Source organism: Hydrogenophaga sp. OTU3427 (genome assembly GCF_038440225.1).
In the GTDB taxonomy this organism is placed as follows: Bacteria; Pseudomonadota; Gammaproteobacteria; order Burkholderiales; family Burkholderiaceae_C; genus Hydrogenophaga.
In genome coordinates, this window is record NZ_JASATI010000015.1 from 45,863 (window position 1) to 61,964 (window position 16,102).

Annotated in this window: 13 protein-coding genes and 1 riboswitch; of the genes, 11 read left to right on the forward strand and 2 right to left on the reverse strand. The window is 69.5% G+C overall.

All coding sequences use genetic code 11. The features are described from left to right. Genes AAHB17_RS11015 through AAHB17_RS11025 form a run of 3 tightly spaced genes read left to right on the forward strand, consistent with a single transcriptional unit; the run spans position 1 to position 2,206 of the window. Positions 1–507, forward strand: coding sequence for a peptidylprolyl isomerase (locus AAHB17_RS11015; RefSeq protein ID WP_342130621.1), 507 nt, complete (start codon positions 1–3; stop codon positions 505–507). A 20-nt stretch (positions 508–527) separates the two neighbouring features. Further along, complete coding sequence (locus tag AAHB17_RS11020) at positions 528–1,310, forward strand: UDP-2,3-diacylglucosamine diphosphatase (RefSeq protein ID WP_342130622.1); 783 nt, start codon at positions 528–530, stop codon at positions 1,308–1,310. Positions 1,311–1,336: 26 nt separating this feature from the next. Next, complete coding sequence (locus AAHB17_RS11025) at positions 1,337–2,206, forward strand: M90 family metallopeptidase (RefSeq protein WP_342130623.1); 870 nt, start codon at positions 1,337–1,339, stop codon at positions 2,204–2,206. Here the strand turns inward: AAHB17_RS11025 and AAHB17_RS11030 are convergent. Together AAHB17_RS11030 and AAHB17_RS11035 are read right to left on the reverse strand one after the other, a co-directional pair. Further along, entirely contained in the window at positions 2,193–4,898 is a 2,706-nt protein-coding gene (locus AAHB17_RS11030) for a DUF349 domain-containing protein (protein ID WP_342130624.1), read from the reverse strand. The two genes, AAHB17_RS11025 and AAHB17_RS11030, sit on opposite strands and share 14 nt — an antisense overlap. A gap of 83 nt (positions 4,899–4,981) precedes the next feature. Beyond that, positions 4,982–8,569, reverse strand: coding sequence for a DUF748 domain-containing protein (locus tag AAHB17_RS11035; RefSeq protein ID WP_342130625.1), 3,588 nt, complete (start codon positions 8,567–8,569; stop codon positions 4,982–4,984). Between the two features lie 574 nt (positions 8,570–9,143). Here AAHB17_RS11035 and AAHB17_RS11040 point away from each other — a divergent pair. The 8 genes from AAHB17_RS11040 (at position 9,144) to AAHB17_RS11075 (ending at position 16,087) form a co-directional block, all read left to right on the forward strand. Next, positions 9,144–9,980: a lytic transglycosylase domain-containing protein gene (locus AAHB17_RS11040; protein WP_342130626.1), complete on the forward strand. Its 837-nt coding sequence runs from the start codon at positions 9,144–9,146 to the stop codon at positions 9,978–9,980. Positions 9,981–10,016: 36 nt separating this feature from the next. Beyond that, positions 10,017–10,154: riboswitch (ZMP/ZTP riboswitch) on the forward strand. A gap of 50 nt (positions 10,155–10,204) precedes the next feature. Continuing rightward, positions 10,205–11,449 (forward strand): serine hydroxymethyltransferase, encoded by a 1,245-nt coding sequence (gene glyA / locus AAHB17_RS11045; RefSeq protein ID WP_342130627.1) that lies wholly within the window; start codon positions 10,205–10,207, stop codon positions 11,447–11,449. 85 nt (positions 11,450–11,534) lie between these two features. Continuing rightward, complete coding sequence (gene nrdR / locus AAHB17_RS11050; protein ID WP_342130628.1) at positions 11,535–11,984, forward strand: transcriptional regulator NrdR; 450 nt, start codon at positions 11,535–11,537, stop codon at positions 11,982–11,984. 60 nt (positions 11,985–12,044) lie between these two features. Further along, positions 12,045–12,596: a GspH/FimT family pseudopilin gene (locus AAHB17_RS11055; protein ID WP_342130629.1), complete on the forward strand. Its 552-nt coding sequence runs from the start codon at positions 12,045–12,047 to the stop codon at positions 12,594–12,596. Positions 12,597–12,625: 29 nt separating this feature from the next. Beyond that, positions 12,626–13,060 (forward strand): type IV pilin protein, encoded by a 435-nt coding sequence (locus tag AAHB17_RS11060; RefSeq protein ID WP_342130630.1) that lies wholly within the window; start codon positions 12,626–12,628, stop codon positions 13,058–13,060. Continuing rightward, the gene (locus AAHB17_RS11065) at positions 13,057–13,683 is read left to right on the forward strand and encodes a PilW family protein (RefSeq protein WP_342130631.1); all 627 of its coding nucleotides are present in this window, start codon (positions 13,057–13,059) and stop codon (positions 13,681–13,683) included. The genes AAHB17_RS11060 and AAHB17_RS11065 overlap by 4 nt, the downstream gene beginning before the upstream one ends. Next, positions 13,680–14,945 (forward strand): pilus assembly PilX family protein, encoded by a 1,266-nt coding sequence (locus AAHB17_RS11070; protein WP_342130632.1) that lies wholly within the window; start codon positions 13,680–13,682, stop codon positions 14,943–14,945. The genes AAHB17_RS11065 and AAHB17_RS11070 overlap by 4 nt, the downstream gene beginning before the upstream one ends. Further along, the gene (locus tag AAHB17_RS11075; RefSeq protein ID WP_342130633.1) at positions 14,942–16,087 is read left to right on the forward strand and encodes a type IV pilus modification PilV family protein; all 1,146 of its coding nucleotides are present in this window, start codon (positions 14,942–14,944) and stop codon (positions 16,085–16,087) included. The genes AAHB17_RS11070 and AAHB17_RS11075 overlap by 4 nt, the downstream gene beginning before the upstream one ends. Positions 16,088–16,102 lie beyond the last annotated feature (15 nt).

Consider the following 16,102-nt stretch of genomic DNA (forward strand, 5'->3'; position numbering starts at 1 on the left):
ATGGCCAACCCCAAAGTCGAACTGCACATCACCGGTCACGGCGTCATCACGCTCGAACTCGACGCCGAAAAGGCGCCCAAGTCCGCCGCCAACTTCCTGGCCTACGTGGCCAACGGCCACTACAACAACACCGTGTTCCACCGCGTGATCGATGGCTTCATGGTCCAGGGCGGCGGCTTCGAGCCCGGCATGCAGCAAAAGCCCACCCTGGAGCCGATCGACAACGAGGCCAACAACGGCCTGAAGAACAACAAGTACACCGTGGCCATGGCACGCACCCAGGCGCCGCACTCGGCCACCGCGCAGTTCTTCATCAACGTGTCCGACAACGGCTTCCTCAACCACACCGCCCCCACCGCACAAGGCTGGGGTTACGCCGTGTTCGGCAAGGTGGTGGCGGGCACCGAGGTGGTGGACGCCATCCGTACCGTCAAGACCGGTCGCAAGGGTTTCCACGATGACGTGCCGCTGACCGACGTGGTGATCGAAAAGGCCGTGGCACTCTGATCGGCCACTCCGCCCGCGCCATGCCTCCCGCCCACAGCATCGTGTCGCCGGGCTGGCGCGCGGTGGACCTGATCTCCGACCTGCACCTGAGGTCGGACGATCGGGACACCTTTGATCTCTGGCGCCGCTGCCTGACGGCGCCCGCCCCCGGCGCCGACGCGCTGCTCATTCTCGGCGACCTGTTCGAGGTCTGGTGGGGTGACGAGGTGCTGGACGGCACCCAGGCCGGCGAAGCGGCCTTCCTGCGCGAATGCGCCCAGGTGCTCAGGCACGCCGTGGCACAGCGCCCGGTGTACTTCATGCACGGCAACCGCGACTTCCTCGTCGGCCCCCACTTTTTCGGCAGCACCGGCGTCCTGCCCCTGGCCGACCCTTGCACCTTGCAACTGGGCACGCAGCGCTACCTGCTGAGCCATGGCGACGCCTGGTGCCTGGGCGATGTCGACTACCAGCGCTTTCGCGCCGAAGTGCGCACGCCCGCATGGGAAGATGCCTTCCTGGCGCGGCCGCCGGCCGAGCGTGAACAGGTGGCCCTGGCCCTGCGCCAGCAAAGCGAAGCCCGCAAACACTGCGGCGCCAACTACGCCGACGTGGACACCGCCGCCGCCATCGACGCCCTGACGCGGCACCAGGCCCACGCGCTGATCCACGGCCACACCCACCGCCCGGCCGACCACACGCTGGGCCCCGGTCTGGTGCGCCACGTGCTGAGCGACTGGGACGCGCGCGCCACGCCACCACGCGCGGAGCTGTTGCGCCTGTTTGCCGACGGCCGCGTCGAACGCCGGCCGCTGTTGCAATAGGGTGGCCCGCCCCCAGTTGTGAGGCCATGACCTCCACGTTCACGCGCCTGTGGCGGCGCGTCCGGCATCACCTGCCCTTCGTGCCTCGGCGAGCCGAGAGCATCCCCGACGGCCTGTGGCTGCACACCCTGGTGCGTTATCCCTTTCTGGCCGCCCTGCCCCTGCCCGCGCAGCAGCGCCTGCGCCAGCTCTGCGCACAGTTTCTGGCGGGCAAGGAATTCCATGGCGCGCATGGACTGAAGATCACCGACGAAATGGTGCTGGCGATCGCCGCCCAAGCCTGCCTGCCGCTGATCCACCTGCCCGGTCAAGGCCGCTGGCGCGACGACGCGCTGGGCTGGTACGACGACTTCGTGGGCATCGTGGTGCACCCGGCCGAAGCCGTGGCACAGCGCGAGGTGACCGACGGCGCGGGCGTGGTGCACCGCTACCGCGAAACCCTGCTGGGCGAAGCCATGGAACGCGGCCCGGTGATGCTGAGTTGGCACCACGTGGCGCAGGCCGGCGAGACCGCCCACAGCGGCCACAACCTCGTCATCCACGAGTTCGCCCACAAGTTCGACATGCGCGGCAAGGCGCCAGGCCAGCCCGCCAACGGCTGCCCGGTGCTGCCTGCGGGTTTCCTGGGCCTGCGCAGCGGCGCCGAGGCACGACGGCACTGGCGCACCGTGCTGGGCCACGAGTACGCGGCCTTCAGGGAAAAGGTGGCGATGGCGCAGCGCTTCGGCGAAGCGCCACCCTGGCTGGACAGTTACGGCGCTCACTCGCCCGCCGAGTTCTTCGCCGTCGCCTGCGAGGCCTACTGGGTCAGCCGCGAGCGCTTCGGGCAGGAATTTCCCGAGCTGCTGCGGCTGTTCGACGGCTTTTTCAGGCCGCCTTCCGTCAAGCTTTCTTGAGCAAGGCCTTGAGGGCGTTCTGCAGCCGTCGGGCGGCGGTGGCATCGAAGCCGCTGGCCAGCACCTGCGCCGTGTCCTGACCCCAGGTCTGGGCGGGCGCGGCCTCGTTGCGCTTGGTCAGCAGCTGCAGCTGGTACATGCGGCGTGCGCTCAGTTGTTCCGCCGGCGTCGGCACGTCGGCGGCAATCTCCAGGCGCAGCAGCGCGGTGGCGGCCTGATCTTCCTTGGCGCCGCCCGATTGCAGCGCCTGCACCCAGGCACCACGCACCGGCGCGCCCACGCGGCCTCCCAGTTCCTGGGTGCTGGGCAAGGCCTCGGCGTCGCGCTTCTCCCAGGCGGCCATCACGCGGGTCAACACCTCGCCATGGGCTTGTGCCGCCAGCTTGCGCAAGGCCATGTCGGCGCGCTCCAGCGCCTCGCGCTGGGCGCGGAAGGCGGCATCGCCCAGGCGCGGGCCCCGGTCTTCGCGCACCGGACGTTCACCCATGCGGAAATCGCCCCGGCCGTCGCCACGCGGGCCACGGTCGTCGCGGCGGTCGCTGCCCGGGCGACCACCAGGCTTGCGGTCGCGATCGCCAGGGCGGCCACGGTCGTTGCCGGCGGGTTCGGCTTTCTTCATGCCAGGGCGGTCGTCGCCGCGCACGGCCACCACCTTCCTGGGCGGAGCCGCCGGTGCGGGCGCGGGCGCGGGCACCTCGGCAACCGCCTCCTCGGCGGTGGCATCGAAGGTGGCGTCACCCTCGGCGACCGGTGCGGATTCGCTGCTGTCGGCGGCGGCCGGTGCGGATTCGGGCACGGCAGGGGCCGCCACCGGGGCGGCCGCCGCCTGGGCCTGGCCGCGCAGGGCGCTTTCCAGGGCAGCCACGGCGGCGCGGATCTGCTGCGCGTCGCCACTCTGGTTGGCGGCGTCCAGGGCCTTGGCGGCGTCCAGCACGCAGCGGTCGTGTTCGCTCACGGCCTGGGCGGCCTTGTCGCGGTCGGCGCCCTTGCGGTTGAAGGCCTCGTCGATGGGCTGGCGGAAGGCCTCCCACAGTTTCTGTTCCTGCTTGCGGTCCAGCGGCACGGTCTGCGCCTCGGCCTGCCAGCGCTGCTGCAGCGCCTTGACGGCGTCGATGCGCAGCGAGGGCGCGGCGCCCAGGGCGGTGGCCTCCTCGATCATGGCGCGGCGGCGCGCCAGGCTCTGCGCCTGCGCGGCTTCCAGGCGCGCATGGGCCTGGTGCATGGCGTCCTTCCACTGCGGCTGCAACTCGGCGAACTGCTTCTCGCTCAGGTGGCCGGCCTCGCGCCAGCGCTCGGCCAGCTGGTGCAGTTCGCGGATCTGGCTTTTCCAGTCGCTGCTCTCGGCATGGGCTGCGGTCCAGGCCCGGACCTCGGCCAGCAGCGCCTGGCGCTGGGCCTTGTGCTGTTCGGCCTGCTCGCGGAGTTTGTCGAGCCAGGCTTCCACGAGCTTGTGGGCGCGGGTGCAAGCCTCGTCGAATTTTTTCCACAGGCCGTGGTTGGGCACGCCGCCCTGGTCGGTGGCCTTCCACTGCTCGCGCAGCTGGCGCAGGGTTTCCTGCATCTTGCGACCACCCAGGCGCTGGCCTTCGGGCGCGGCGGTCAGCGCCTCGGCCTTGGCCAGCAGCTCTTCGCGCAGCTGGTCGGCGCGCCAGCGCTGCCAGCCTTCCAGTTCACCGGCTTGCGTGAGGGCGGCATGCACCTGCGCCTCCAGCTCGGGGCCCACGTGGCGGCCGTGCTGCTTGAGCGCGGTGCGCACGTCGGCGGCGGCCTTGGGCGTGGCCTTGCCATGGCCTTCGGCGAGTTCCTTGACCAGCACCTTGAGCGCGGCACCCACGGCCTCAGCGGCTTCGGTCTTGCGGGCCTGGGCGGCGGCGTTGTCGACCGGTGCGGCGGGGGCACGCTCCTGCGGCGCGGATTCGCCACGGCCCGCGCGCAGTTCGTCGGCCCAGACCGGCACGGCCGGGAGGGGTGCCTGCGCGTCGTTGGCCGCAGCCACGGCCTGGGCCAGGGCGGCCTGGAAGGCCTCCCACACCAGCGTGAGCTGCTGGCGGGCGGCGTCCAGCATGGGCGAGAACTTCGGGTCCATGCTGGCCCAGTGGGCGTCGACGCTCAGGCCCTGGGCCTGGGCCTGCCAGTTGGCCACGTCGGCCCCCAGCACCTCTGCGCTGCCCTGGGCATCGCGCCAGGACTTGGTCGACAGCACCTCGATGCGCTGGGCCAGCAGCACGGCGGCCTCGCGCTCCACCTGCACCCGGTGCTGCAGGTCTTCGATGGCCTTGACACGTTCGGCCAGGGCGGTCTTGAGGCCGGCCAGCGGCTCGCGCGACAGCGGCGCGCCGGCCTTGGCGGCGTCACGCTGCCAGGCCAGGGCATCGGCCATGTTCAGGCGCGGCAGGGCCAGCAGGGCGTTGGCCTTGTCGGCCCACTCCACGGCCATGGTTTCCTGGGCCTTGGCGCGGCGCAGCTCTTCGAGTTTCTCGCGCAGCGGCTTGGCCGCCCCCTTGTCGCGGTGCGACAGTTCCTTGAACACCTCGGCCATGCGCTCGGACGAGGGATCGGTGGCCAGCCACTCGCGTACCCGCGCAGCGCGGTCGCCGGAGGTGGCGGCCGAGAACACCCCGCCGGTCAGCGCGTCCAGCGCTTGGGTGTCTGCAGTTTTGGCGGTAGAGGAGTTCGTTTGAGCGGAGTTCACGGTCGCAATGGCCACAAGGCGTGTCTGGTTGGGCAAACGCGTATTGTCGCCGCAGTCGGAGACTCTTTCCGCCAGTGGGTTGCTCAGGGCAGGGAAAGCTGCAGATCGGCGCGCGGACCCGTGGCACCCGCGCCCTCTTTCGCGACCTCGACAAACACGCGGGCGCCGGCCAGCCCGTCGGCCACCAGGCGCTCCTTGACGGCCACGGCGCGGCGGGTGGCCAGCTCGCGCAGGGCCTCATCGGACGCTGGCGCATGGGTCAGCCACAGGGCCTCCATCTCGGGCACGCTCACATCCTTCAGCAGACCGATGGCGTTGCGCGGCTTGGGCATGTCGGTGCGGCGGTAGACCTCGCGCAGCAGCGTGGGGTATTCCTCGGGCGAGACCGCGGTCTCGGTGCCCTGCCCGGCGCGCAGGCCCTGGCGGCGCTTCTCGGCCCGCACCGCTTCCTGCAGGCGCTCGCGCTGGAAGGCCTGGCGCTCGCCCGACACATCGCTGTGCCCGACCACGGTGAGTTGCAGGGCGGGCCGGTCGTTCAAGGCCTTGACGATGGCCGACAAGGCCGTGGCAGCTCCGTCGGCGATGCGATCGGTGCCTGGCACAAAATCGATGCGGCCGGTCTGCGCCTCGGGGCCGCCCAGCAGGTGGCCCAGCAAGGCGAAGGGGGCCGTCACCGCCTTGCCGATCAGGCCCAGGATCAGGCGGCCGATGATGGGGCCGATGCGAAACTCGGGGTCGTTGAGCGATCCGCTGATGGGCAGGTTGATGTCGATCACGCCCTGGCGGTCGGCCAGCAGCGCCACGGCCAGCTTGACCGGCAGGTTGGGTGCCTCGCTGCCCGGCGCACGCTCGCCAAACACCAGGCGGTTGAGCGTGAGCTGGTTGCTGGCGTTGAGCTGCCCGTCGGCGCCCACCTGGTAGTGCACGTCCACGCTGAGCTGGCCACGTTCGATGCCATGACCGGTGTACTTCAGCGAATAGGTCGACAGTGGCGGCAGTTCCAGCTCGCGCACCTTGCCCACGATGTCCAGCACCGGCGGCGTGACCAGCGGATTGAGCTGGCCTTCGATGTCCAGCGAGCCCGTGCCTTCGACCCGCCCACGCAGATTCACCTTGGCCGGCGCCGCGCCCGCGCCGTTCTGGTTGCTGAACGCGCCCAGGCCGCCCGTGACCTGGCTGAGCCGGGCGCTGTAGTTGGGCCGCACGAAGCGGTCGGAAAAGGCGATGTTGCCGTTGACCAGGGCAATGGGGCCGAAGCTCAGCTGCGCAGGCGGCTCGGCGGTGGCGGGCGCGGGGGATGCCGCCGTCGCGCCCGCTGGCGGCGCGCGCAGCAGGTCCTGCAGGTTGACGCGCCCGGTCGGGTCGATGTCGATGCGGGCGAAGTAGTCGCTGAGCACTGTTTCGGCGACGTTGAGCTTCAGTGCCTGGCCGGGGGCCATGGCGAACTGCAGGCCACGCAGGTTGAGGGTTTTCCAGTCGAGCAGCGGGGAGCCGTCGTCGGCGTCCACGGCCCGCAGGTCGTCCACCGTGAGGTCGCCCGCCGCCGTCACGCCCAGGCCGGCCGCGTCCTGACTGAGCGTCAGGTCGCCGGTCCAGCTGGTGTCGGCCTGCCGCAGCACCAGGTTCAAACGGTCGGCCAGGTAGGGCGCCAGGCTGTGGGCAGGCAGGCGGCTGATCTTCAGGCGTGCCGTCAGCCTGCCCCCCAGGGCGGACGCTGCGGTGGCTGGGCGCAGGCCCAGCCGGCCGTCCAGGGACAGGCTGCCGGGAACCGCGCCCTGCCCGTCCGCGACCAGCCGCGCCGCCACCGCCACCGGCGTGTCCGCCGCCGCATCGCTGCGCCAGGCCCCGAGCTGCAACTGCAACGCGCTCCAGCGCAAGGCCACCGGTGTGGGCGTTGCGGCATCGTCCAGCCGCCCGCTGCCTTCGTTCAGGCGCAGCCCTTGCCAGGCCAGGCGCCAGGGCTTGTCGGACGGGCTGGCGGGCGCCGCTTCGCTGGCGGCCTGGGTACCGCTTGCCGGACGCAACCAATCGGACCACATCCAGCGCCCGGTGGCATCGCGCGCCAGGTTGAGCACCGGCCGCGACAGGCTGAGCTGCCCCAGGTCGGCGCTGCCGGTGTCCAGATCGATGCTGCCGTTCTGCAGGCGCAGTTCGCGCAGCGCCAGCGCCGGCCGCGCGGCCGGCCCCAGTGCCAGGTCGTGCAGCGACAGATCCTGCAGCTGAAGCTGCAACACCGGCCGGGTGGGAGTGGGCGCCTGGACAGCGGCCTGCCAGCGCAGCCTCAGATCGCCCGCGCTGCGGCCGGTCAGCGGTTGCGTCAGCACCTGGGCCACATAAGGCGCCACCCCACGCAAGGCCAGATCGCGCCAGTTCAGCGCCAGATCGGCCTGGGTCGGGCTGACCTCGCCCTTGGCCACCAGCGATGCCTCCAACCAGCGGGCGCTGGCTTGCACCGGCGTCGTCGCGGTGGCCGGCCACGCCAAGGCGCCGGTCGACAGGGTGAGCGCTTCGACGGTGGTGTCCCAGGCCGGCGACACGGCGGCGTCGCGCCAATGCAGGGTGCCGTCCGTCAGTTCGAACCGGTCCAGCTTGACGTCCCAGGCTGGCGCGGCCGGATCCGGCGCCGGCTCACCCGCACCGCTGGCGGCAGGCAACAGCTCGGACAGGTTGAGTTGCCCTCGCGCCCCACGCGACAGGTGCAGGCGGGGGGCCGCCAGCGTCATTTGCTCGACATGCAGGTGCCGGGTCAGCGGGCGGCTGTCGGCCAGCACCAGGGACAAGGCGTCCCAGGACAGCAGCGGCTGGCCCGCACTGGCGCCCTCGCCCGCCTGCACCACCGCCAGGTCGCGCAAGGCCAGGCGGCCGGCCAATTGCACAACGGGGGTCTGATGCTGTTCGAAGGCCAGCGTCAGGTCGGCCTGCACCCTGGCTTGCGTTGGCCGCCAAGGCATGGCTTTGGGCCAATACGGCAGGTAGGGAGCCAGGTCCAGGTCGGGCAGGTTCAGGTGCGCACGGGTGGCCAGGGTGTCGGCAAACGGCAGGGTCGACAGCTGGCTGTCGAAGCGGCTGCCATTGAGTTCGAACGCCACCCGAGGCTCGGTGCGCACGTTGCGCTGCGTGGGCAGGTTGCTCAGGAAGGGCACCGCCACCGACAACTCGCGCAGGAGGTGCACCGTGCCGGCGGGCGCGTCGTCCAGTTGCAGTTCGCCACCGGTCAGCGCCAGGTTGAACAAACCAAAGGTGGCGGTGTCGCCGTCGCGGGGACGCCGGGCCCAGCGGGCCAGCAGGTCGTCGATGTCGTAACGCCCGTCACCCAGGTGCCGCAGCCGCAGGATGGGCCGCTCGACCTGCACCGCATCCACCACCGGCGCCAGCCGGAAGAGGGATTGCAGCTCGGCGTCGGCATACAGCCGGCCCACCTCCAGCAAGGCGGGGGCCTCTGGCGTCGCCCCGGCCACCCGCAAGCCCTTCAGTTCCAGTTCAAGCGACCACGGCCGGAAGGACACGGCGTCGACCTGCACCTCGCGCCCCAGCGCGGCACGGCCCTGTTCTTGCACAAAGCCCTTGAGCCAGACCGGCACGCCCCACCAGGCCAACGCCCACCCCGCCAGCAGCAACAGCAAGGCGATCCACAAGGGCCGCAGACGCGGCAACAGCAACTCCCATTTCATACATAGGATTGTGCACCGCCGGTGCTCCCGGGACATTGCGCCGGGCGAGCCCCGGAAGAACGGCCCCCAGAAAACAGAAACCCCGGTGGTTTGGGCCACCGGGGTTGACGGCGGGCCATAGGCTCATGCCGTCAAGGTCTTGACCGGAGGAGTTGGATGTCGCACCGGCCATGGGGCAAGAGATTGCCCCTGAAGAACACCGGCAACGCAGCCAGACTGCGATGCGGGTGGGTGTCTGCTGTGACACAGACGCCCCGAGCTTAGCGCCAGTGGCCGCACTTGGCTGATTTCATTTTTCAATCGGGCATCTGAGGCCCATACCACCGGCAAAAAATCGCCTCTATCATGCATAAATTCATATTAAATACCAACTCATCATGCTTGACTTAACATTAAAGCCCCACTAAGATTCGCCCAACTTGCCCAAACTAGGGTAAACCCGTGACCGCTGCCGAACCCGGCTAAGTCGACCCAGGACTGGCCTGTTCATCCTGCGCGTCGATGGCGACCCCCCCATCAAGGGCTTCCCGTTGCACGCCATGTGCGCCGGGTTGCCATCGATAAGGAGCGTGCTATGACAGCGCAAAAATCCTGGCCCCAGGCCGCCAAGCACAGCCTGCAGACCTTTGCAGACGATGTGGCCCGAGGCTTCTTTGACATCACCCACAACGGGCTGGCGCTGCTGGGCATGGTGCTGGCCGTGGGCCTGATGACCCTGAGCTTTCGCGCCGACCTGCGGGGTGCCGCCGAGGAAAAACTGCTGGGCTGGCTGCTGCAGCGCCAGAGCGGCGGCGCGGTGGTGGCCCTGACCGCCGATCCCAACGCCGTGGAACGCGCCACCGCAGCCCTCCCCAGCGAACTGCCGGCCGACCAGGCCAAGTTGGCCATGTGGCTGAGCCGCAAGTACCGCGTGGCGCCCGAGCCCCTGAGCGCGCTGGTGGCCGAGGCCTTTGACATCGGCAAGAAGATCAAGCTCGACCCCAGCCTGCTGCTCGCCGTCATGGCGATCGAATCCAGCTTCAACCCGTTTGCCCAGAGCGCCGTCGGCGCCCAGGGCCTGATGCAGGTGATGACCCGCGTGCACACCGACAAGTACGAGGGCTTTGGCGGCAAGCTGGCGGCCTTCGATCCGGTGACCAACCTGCGCGTGGGCGCCCAGGTGCTCAGCGAATACGTGCGCCGCAGCGGCTCCATCGAAGGCGGCCTGCGGCTCTACGTGGGCGCCGTGGAAAACGACAGCAGCGACTATGTCGACAAGGTGCTGACCGAACACCAGCGCATTCAGAGCGTGGTCACCGGCCGGCCCGCGCCGGCCCGCGTCGCGCCGGCGCACCCGCAAGCCACACCGGCAGAGCCCGCTGCCATCGAGGCAGAGGCCAAGGCGCCGGGCAACACGCCCAGCAAATCCTGAGCGCGGCCGGCCCGTGGGCCGGAGCCTGATAAACTCGCGCCCGTGCGCAACTGGCGATAGGCCGGCGGTCATGAACTCCATGCCGCTGCGCTGACGTGGGATACCACTGGGGAGCGCACCGCCCGCAAGCCGTCTGGCTGGCGCGGCGATCAGCCGTTCGCCTGGGCAGTCCCTGTCTGTGTCAGCACACCGCACAGGGAAACACCTCATCCAGGACTGCCACCATGTACGACCGCCGTATCCTCATCGAACAAACCGACCCGGAGCTGTTTGCCGCCATCCAGGCCGAAAACGCCCGCCAGGAACACCACATCGAGCTGATCGCCAGCGAGAACTACGCCTCGCCCGCCGTGATGGCCGCGCAAGGCACCCAGCTGACCAACAAATACGCCGAAGGCTACCCCGGCAAGCGCTACTACGGTGGCTGTGAGTACGTGGACATCGCCGAGCAATTGGCCATCGACCGCGTGAAGCAGCTGTTCGGCGCCGACGCCGCCAACGTGCAGGCACACTGCGGCGCATCGGCCAATGAAGCCGTCTTCCTGGCCTTCCTGAAGCCCGGCGACACCATCATGGGCATGAGCCTGGCCGAAGGCGGCCACCTGACCCACGGCATGCCGCTGAACATGTCGGGCAAGTGGTTCAACGTGGTCAGCTACGGCTTGGACAAGAACGAGGCCATCGACTACGACGCCATGGAAGCCAAGGCGCGGGAGCACAAGCCCAAGCTGATCGTGGCCGGTGCCTCGGCCTACAGCCTGCGCATCGATTTCGAGCGTTTCGCCAACATCGCCAAGGAAATCGGCGCCATCTTCATGGTCGACATGGCACATTACGCTGGTCTGATCGCCGCCGGCGTCTACCCGAACCCAGTGCCGCACGCCGACGTGGTCACGTCCACCACGCACAAGAGCCTGCGCGGCCCGCGCGGCGGCATCATCCTGATGAAGGCCCAGCACGAAAAGGCGATCAACAGCGCCATCTTCCCCGGCCTGCAGGGCGGCCCGCTGATGCACGTGATCGCAGCCAAGGCGGTGGCCTTCAAGGAAGCGCTGCAGCCCGAGTTCAAGACCTACCAGCAGCAAGTGGCGAAGAACGCCCAGATCGTGGCCGAAACGCTGACCCAGCGCGGCCTGCGCATCGTGAGCGGCCGCACCGAGAGCCACGTCATGCTGGTCGACCTGCGCGCCAAGGGCATCACCGGCAAGGAGGCAGAGGCCGTGCTGGGCAGCGCCCACATGACCATCAACAAGAACGCGATCCCCAACGACCCGGAAAAGCCGATGGTCACGAGCGGCGTGCGCATCGGCACCCCCGCCATGACCACGCGCGGCTTCAAGGACGAGGAAGCCCGCATCACGGCCAACCTGATCGCCGACGTTCTGGACAACCCGCGTGACGCGGCCAACATCGACGCGGTGCGCGCCAAGGTCAACGCCCTGACCGCACGCTTCCCCGTCTACAAATGAGGCCCACACGCGCCACCGCTGCCTGGTTCGCTGCCCCCCACGGGGGCGCGAATCCGGCTTGGGACGGCCCGGCGCCGGATGCCCCATGAAATGCCCCTTCTGCGGCCATGCCGAGACCCAGGTGGTCGAGACGCGCGTGGCCGAGGAAGGGGTGTTCATCCGCCGGCGCCGCCAGTGTGGCGCCTGCGAGAAGCGTTTCACCACCTACGAGCGGCCGGAGGTGAGTTTTCCGGCGGTGGTCAAGAAGGATGGACGGCGCATCGATTTCGAACCGGCCAAGCTGCGCGCCAGCCTGGCCCTCGCCTTGCGCAAGCGGCCGGTGAGCATGGAGCAGGTCGATGGCGCCATCGAGCGTATCGAGGAAAAGCTGCTCAACCTGGGGCAGCGCGAAATCGCCTCCCACCGCATCGGCGAGATGGTGATGCGCGAACTCAAGAAGCTCGACAAGGTGGCCTACATCCGCTTCGCCAGCGTCTACCGCAGCTTCGAAGACATCGACGATTTCAAGAACCTGGTCGACGAAGTCCGGAAATAATTGTTCAGCTTCGTGTTCCCGATTCCGCTGTAGGCTGATGCCCACCAGGGGAGACGGAACATGCAGCACGAGCTCGCAACACCGCGGCGCCACGCCGAATCAGGACTCACACTCGCCGAGATGCTGGTGACCCTGGCGGTGCTGGGCATCCTGGCGGCCGTGGCGCTGCCCTCCCTGTCCGACCTGCTGGCCCGTCGCCGCCTTGATGGCGCCGCCACCGAATACCTGAACCACCTGCAGTGGGCGCGCCAACAGGCGGTGCAGCTCAACCGCAAGGTCCGTCTCAAGCTCGGCGCGGGCGGTCCCCACTCCTGTTATGTGTTCTACACCGGCGCGGCCGACAACTGCCAATGCAACGCGCAAGGCGCCCGTTGCACAGACCCGAGCCAACTGCTGCTGGCGGTCGCGCTGCGTCCATCGGACGGCGTCAGCCTGAGCACCCCCAGCGCCGGCGCGGGGCTGCTCATCGATCCCTTGCGCGGCACCGTCAGCCCCGCCATGACAACGGTCTTCAGCGCGGGACAAGCGGCCGTGCATCAGATCACCAACATCATGGGGCGAACCCGCAGCTGCAGCCCGGCCCCGCCGGTGCTGGGGCTGCCCGCCTGCTGACCGGTGTTCCAGGGCAAAGGAACCGCGGCATGGACACGATTCACCGGCTCCGGCGGCAGCGGGGGTTCAGCCTGGTCGAGGCGATGGTGGTCGTGGCGGTCATCGGCATCCTGGCCGCGATCGCCTATCCCAACTACACCGAACACGTCCGGCGCGGACGGCGATCGGACGCCATGGTCGCCCTCAGCGCGGTGTTGCAGGCACAGGAACGCTGGCGCGCCAACACCCTCACCTATGCAGCTCAATTGCAGGACCTGGGCCTTCGCAGCACCAGCCTCGACGGCCACTATGCGCTCGCCTTGAATGGCGCTTCGCGCAACAGCTACACCGCCACGGCCACCGCGGTCGGCGTGCAGGCCAGCGACACGGCGTGCAGCTCCATGTCCGTGACGCTGGACGCGCAGGGCATCCACTATGGTGCGACCGGCAGCGCCGGAGCTCGGCGTTGCTGGGGGCAGGAATGAGGCGCCAGCATGGTCTGACACTGGTGGAGTTGCTGATTGGCCTGGCCATCGGCCTGGTGGTGCTGGGCGGCGCCTTGCATCTGTTTCTGCAAAGCCTGCAAAACAGCCGGCGCCTGTTGTCGGAAGTCCGCCTTCACCAGGACCTGCGTGCCACCGTGGACCTGATCGCACGGGATCTGCGCCGAGCCGGCCACTGGAGCCAGGCGGTGCAGGCGCTGGACCAAGGCACTCACAACCCCAACGCGGACGTGACCTCCTCGGCTCACACCATCAGCTACCGCTTCGACAGCCCATCGGCCGCATCAAGCCAGGTGAACTTCTCGCTGATCGGTGACCGCATCCGGATGCAGATCGGTGGCGGCACCGCACAAAACCTGACCGATCCGGACGTGATGACGGTCACCCGCTTCGACATCCAGTCGCGGCCCGACACCTTGCCCCTGGGGCACCTGTGCCGCCCTGCCTGCACCGAGCTGGCCACTTGCCCACACATCGAACAGCGCCGCTATGAGATCCGCGTCGAAGCGCGGTCCCGAGCGGACGCCCAGGTTGTTCGGGCACTGGACAGCACCGTGCGGGTGCGCAACGACCAGGTGACGGGCAGTTGCCCCAGCCGTGCATGAACACGCACCGGCCCACGCCACCTCGCACCGCCGCAGGCGCGGCCACGCTGGTCATGGCCATCGTGCTGCTCTGCATCACCACCTTGATGGTGCTCTATCTCGACCGCGGGCTGGTCTTTGAACAAAAGGCCTCGACCAACCAGATGCGCGCCACGATCGCACAGGAGGCGGCGGAGGCCGGTCTCGACTGGGCCGCGGGCATGCTCAACCACCCCGAAGGCAGGTCGGCCACCTGCGAGATCGACGTGCCGCCCGCCCCATCGTTTCGCACACGTTACGTGGTCCCCGGCAGCACCGCGGCGGTGGCCAGCCCGGGCTGCAGCATCGGCGCCTCGGGCCTGGACTGCGCCTGCCCAGCCACGGGCGACGCCACCCTCGCAGGCACCCCGCAGGCCGGCTTCACCGTCTCGTTGGCGCCCGACCCGCAGGACCCCAACGGCTCGGTGCGCATCCGGTCCCAGGGCTGCGCGGCACCACCGTCTGCCTGCACGCCCGCCAACGCCGATGTGGCCGATGCCGCCGCCGTCGCCTTCGTCACCGTCAAGCTGCGCCCGCTGCTGCGCGCGGCGCCTCTGTCGGCACTGACCTGCGGCGGCAATTGCCAGCTCATCGACCAAGTTGCCCTGGCCAGTTCGGCCCGCGAATCGCAGGGCTTGCTGCTGCACGCTGGCGGCAACGCCAGCGCAGGCCCCGGTGTGTCGCTGCGCTCCCTGCCCGGCACCCCGGGCCACACCGCCCTGGTCACCCACGACCCCGCTCTGTCCGCTTTGGCCGGCGCCGACCCCACTTGCACCCAGGGGCTGCTTTTCCACGCCTACTTTGGGGCTCCCCTGGCGGCCTACGCGGCGGCGCCCACGGTGTTGAGCCTGGACTGCGCCGCCCAGTCCTCGTGCACACAACCCCTGGCCACCGCCTACGCCCGGGGCTGGCGCGCCTTCCACTTGCCCACCGGCCTCGTCGACGACGGTGCAGCCGGCCCGCTGCAACTCGGCACACCCAGCGACCCGGTGCTGCTGGTCAGCGCCGGGGCCGTGCGCCTGGGCGGCCCGGTGGACATCCACGGACTCCTCTACCTGGGTCACCCCGGCCCCGATGCACTGCGTGCCGACAGCGCCCGCTTCACCGGCGCCGTGGTGGCCTGCGCCGACCTGCGGCTGGGCGGCGGGACCCGCCTGAGTTACAGCACCGAGGTGCTCCAGGCGACCCGCAATGCCGGCAGCCTGATGGCCAAAGTTCCTGGCACCTGGAAAGACTTCGAATGAACCGCTCCCGCCGCCCGAACGCCCATTCTTCCCGACCGCCCCATCCGCTTGCCGGATTCGCGCTCGTCGAAGTCCTGGTCGCGTGTGTGCTGCTCGCCACCGGCCTGGTGGCACTCGCCGCCATGCACCCGCAGCTGTCGCGCAGCGCCGACCTGGCCCGCCAGCGCAGCGAAGCCGTACGGCTGGCACAGACCCAAATGGAAAACTTGCGCGTCGTCACCCAGTTCGACGCCAGCGCGGGCAACGACACCCACAGCAGCAACACGACCTACACCCGCAGTTGGCGCCTCGACACGACGCTCACCAGGACGCTGAAAACCGTGGCCGTTGACGTGGACTGGAACGACCGCACGGAACAGTCCCACCGCGTCAGTCTGCGCACCGTGCTGTGGCGGGACGATCCATCGTGGTCGGGAGGCCTGACCCACGCACCCGACCTCGCGCACGCCTGGCAACGTCCACACGACCGCCATCTGCAGATACCGCTGCCCGCCGTCTCGCTGGGCGCCGGCCGCAGCGTGCTCCGGGTCGACAACAGCCTGGCGGTGGTGCTGGACGACAGCACGGGAGAGATCGTGATGGTGTGCGACGCCGCCGTCACCAACCTCGCTGCACTCGCGGCGCATTGCCAGATGGCCAGCGGCCTGCTCCTCACCGGCCACATCACACGCTCCGAGCCGGGGTTGCCGTGGCCCACCGGCGTGGACATCAGTGGCCTCGCTGGCCTGGCCGATTCACCCCCCAGCACCTGCCGGCTGGGCGATGCGGTGGACCCCGCCACCGGGGCGGCCCTGCCCGACCACAAGCGCTATGTCTGTCTGCTGTTCCCGAGCAACGCCGACGCGGGCTGGTCGGGGCGGCTGCGGCTGGCGGGTGTGCCCACCGACGGCGATCACCTGGTGTGCCGCATCGAGCTCACGGCACGCGAACTGGACAACAACCAGCGCAACGCCCAGGACTACAGGGCGGTGAAAGCCCACCTGAGCGCGCAGAACCACCTGCTGCACCGATCCGCCGCCGGCACCTGCCCGGACGCGGGCGCCGACGACCACCAACTGGTCCTGCACCAGGACTGCCGCGCCAGCGATCCCCGCCGCGCAGCTTCGCAATGCCCGGCAATGGCGGTACGCTCGGGAGCTTGACGGCCCATCCTCCTT

Excerpts from the sequence above, each read along its gene's own strand:
- AAHB17_RS11070 (WP_342130632.1), top strand. The coding sequence starts at position 13,680 with ATGAACACGCACCGGCCCACGCCACCTCGCACCGCCGCAGGCGCGGCC.
- AAHB17_RS11040 (WP_342130626.1), top strand. The coding sequence starts at position 9,144 with ATGACAGCGCAAAAATCCTGGCCCCAGGCCGCCAAGCACAGCCTGCAG.
- AAHB17_RS11065 (WP_342130631.1), top strand. The coding sequence starts at position 13,057 with ATGAGGCGCCAGCATGGTCTGACACTGGTGGAGTTGCTGATTGGCCTG.
- AAHB17_RS11015 (WP_342130621.1), top strand. The coding sequence starts at position 1 with ATGGCCAACCCCAAAGTCGAACTGCACATCACCGGTCACGGCGTCATC.
- AAHB17_RS11020 (WP_342130622.1), top strand. The coding sequence starts at position 528 with ATGCCTCCCGCCCACAGCATCGTGTCGCCGGGCTGGCGCGCGGTGGAC.
- AAHB17_RS11025 (WP_342130623.1), top strand. The coding sequence starts at position 1,337 with ATGACCTCCACGTTCACGCGCCTGTGGCGGCGCGTCCGGCATCACCTG.
- nrdR (WP_342130628.1), top strand. The coding sequence starts at position 11,535 with ATGAAATGCCCCTTCTGCGGCCATGCCGAGACCCAGGTGGTCGAGACG.
- AAHB17_RS11055 (WP_342130629.1), top strand. The coding sequence starts at position 12,045 with ATGCAGCACGAGCTCGCAACACCGCGGCGCCACGCCGAATCAGGACTC.
- glyA (WP_342130627.1), top strand. The coding sequence starts at position 10,205 with ATGTACGACCGCCGTATCCTCATCGAACAAACCGACCCGGAGCTGTTT.
- AAHB17_RS11075 (WP_342130633.1), top strand. The coding sequence starts at position 14,942 with ATGAACCGCTCCCGCCGCCCGAACGCCCATTCTTCCCGACCGCCCCAT.
- AAHB17_RS11060 (WP_342130630.1), top strand. The coding sequence starts at position 12,626 with ATGGACACGATTCACCGGCTCCGGCGGCAGCGGGGGTTCAGCCTGGTC.
- AAHB17_RS11035 (WP_342130625.1), bottom strand. The coding sequence starts at position 8,569 with ATGAAATGGGAGTTGCTGTTGCCGCGTCTGCGGCCCTTGTGGATCGCC.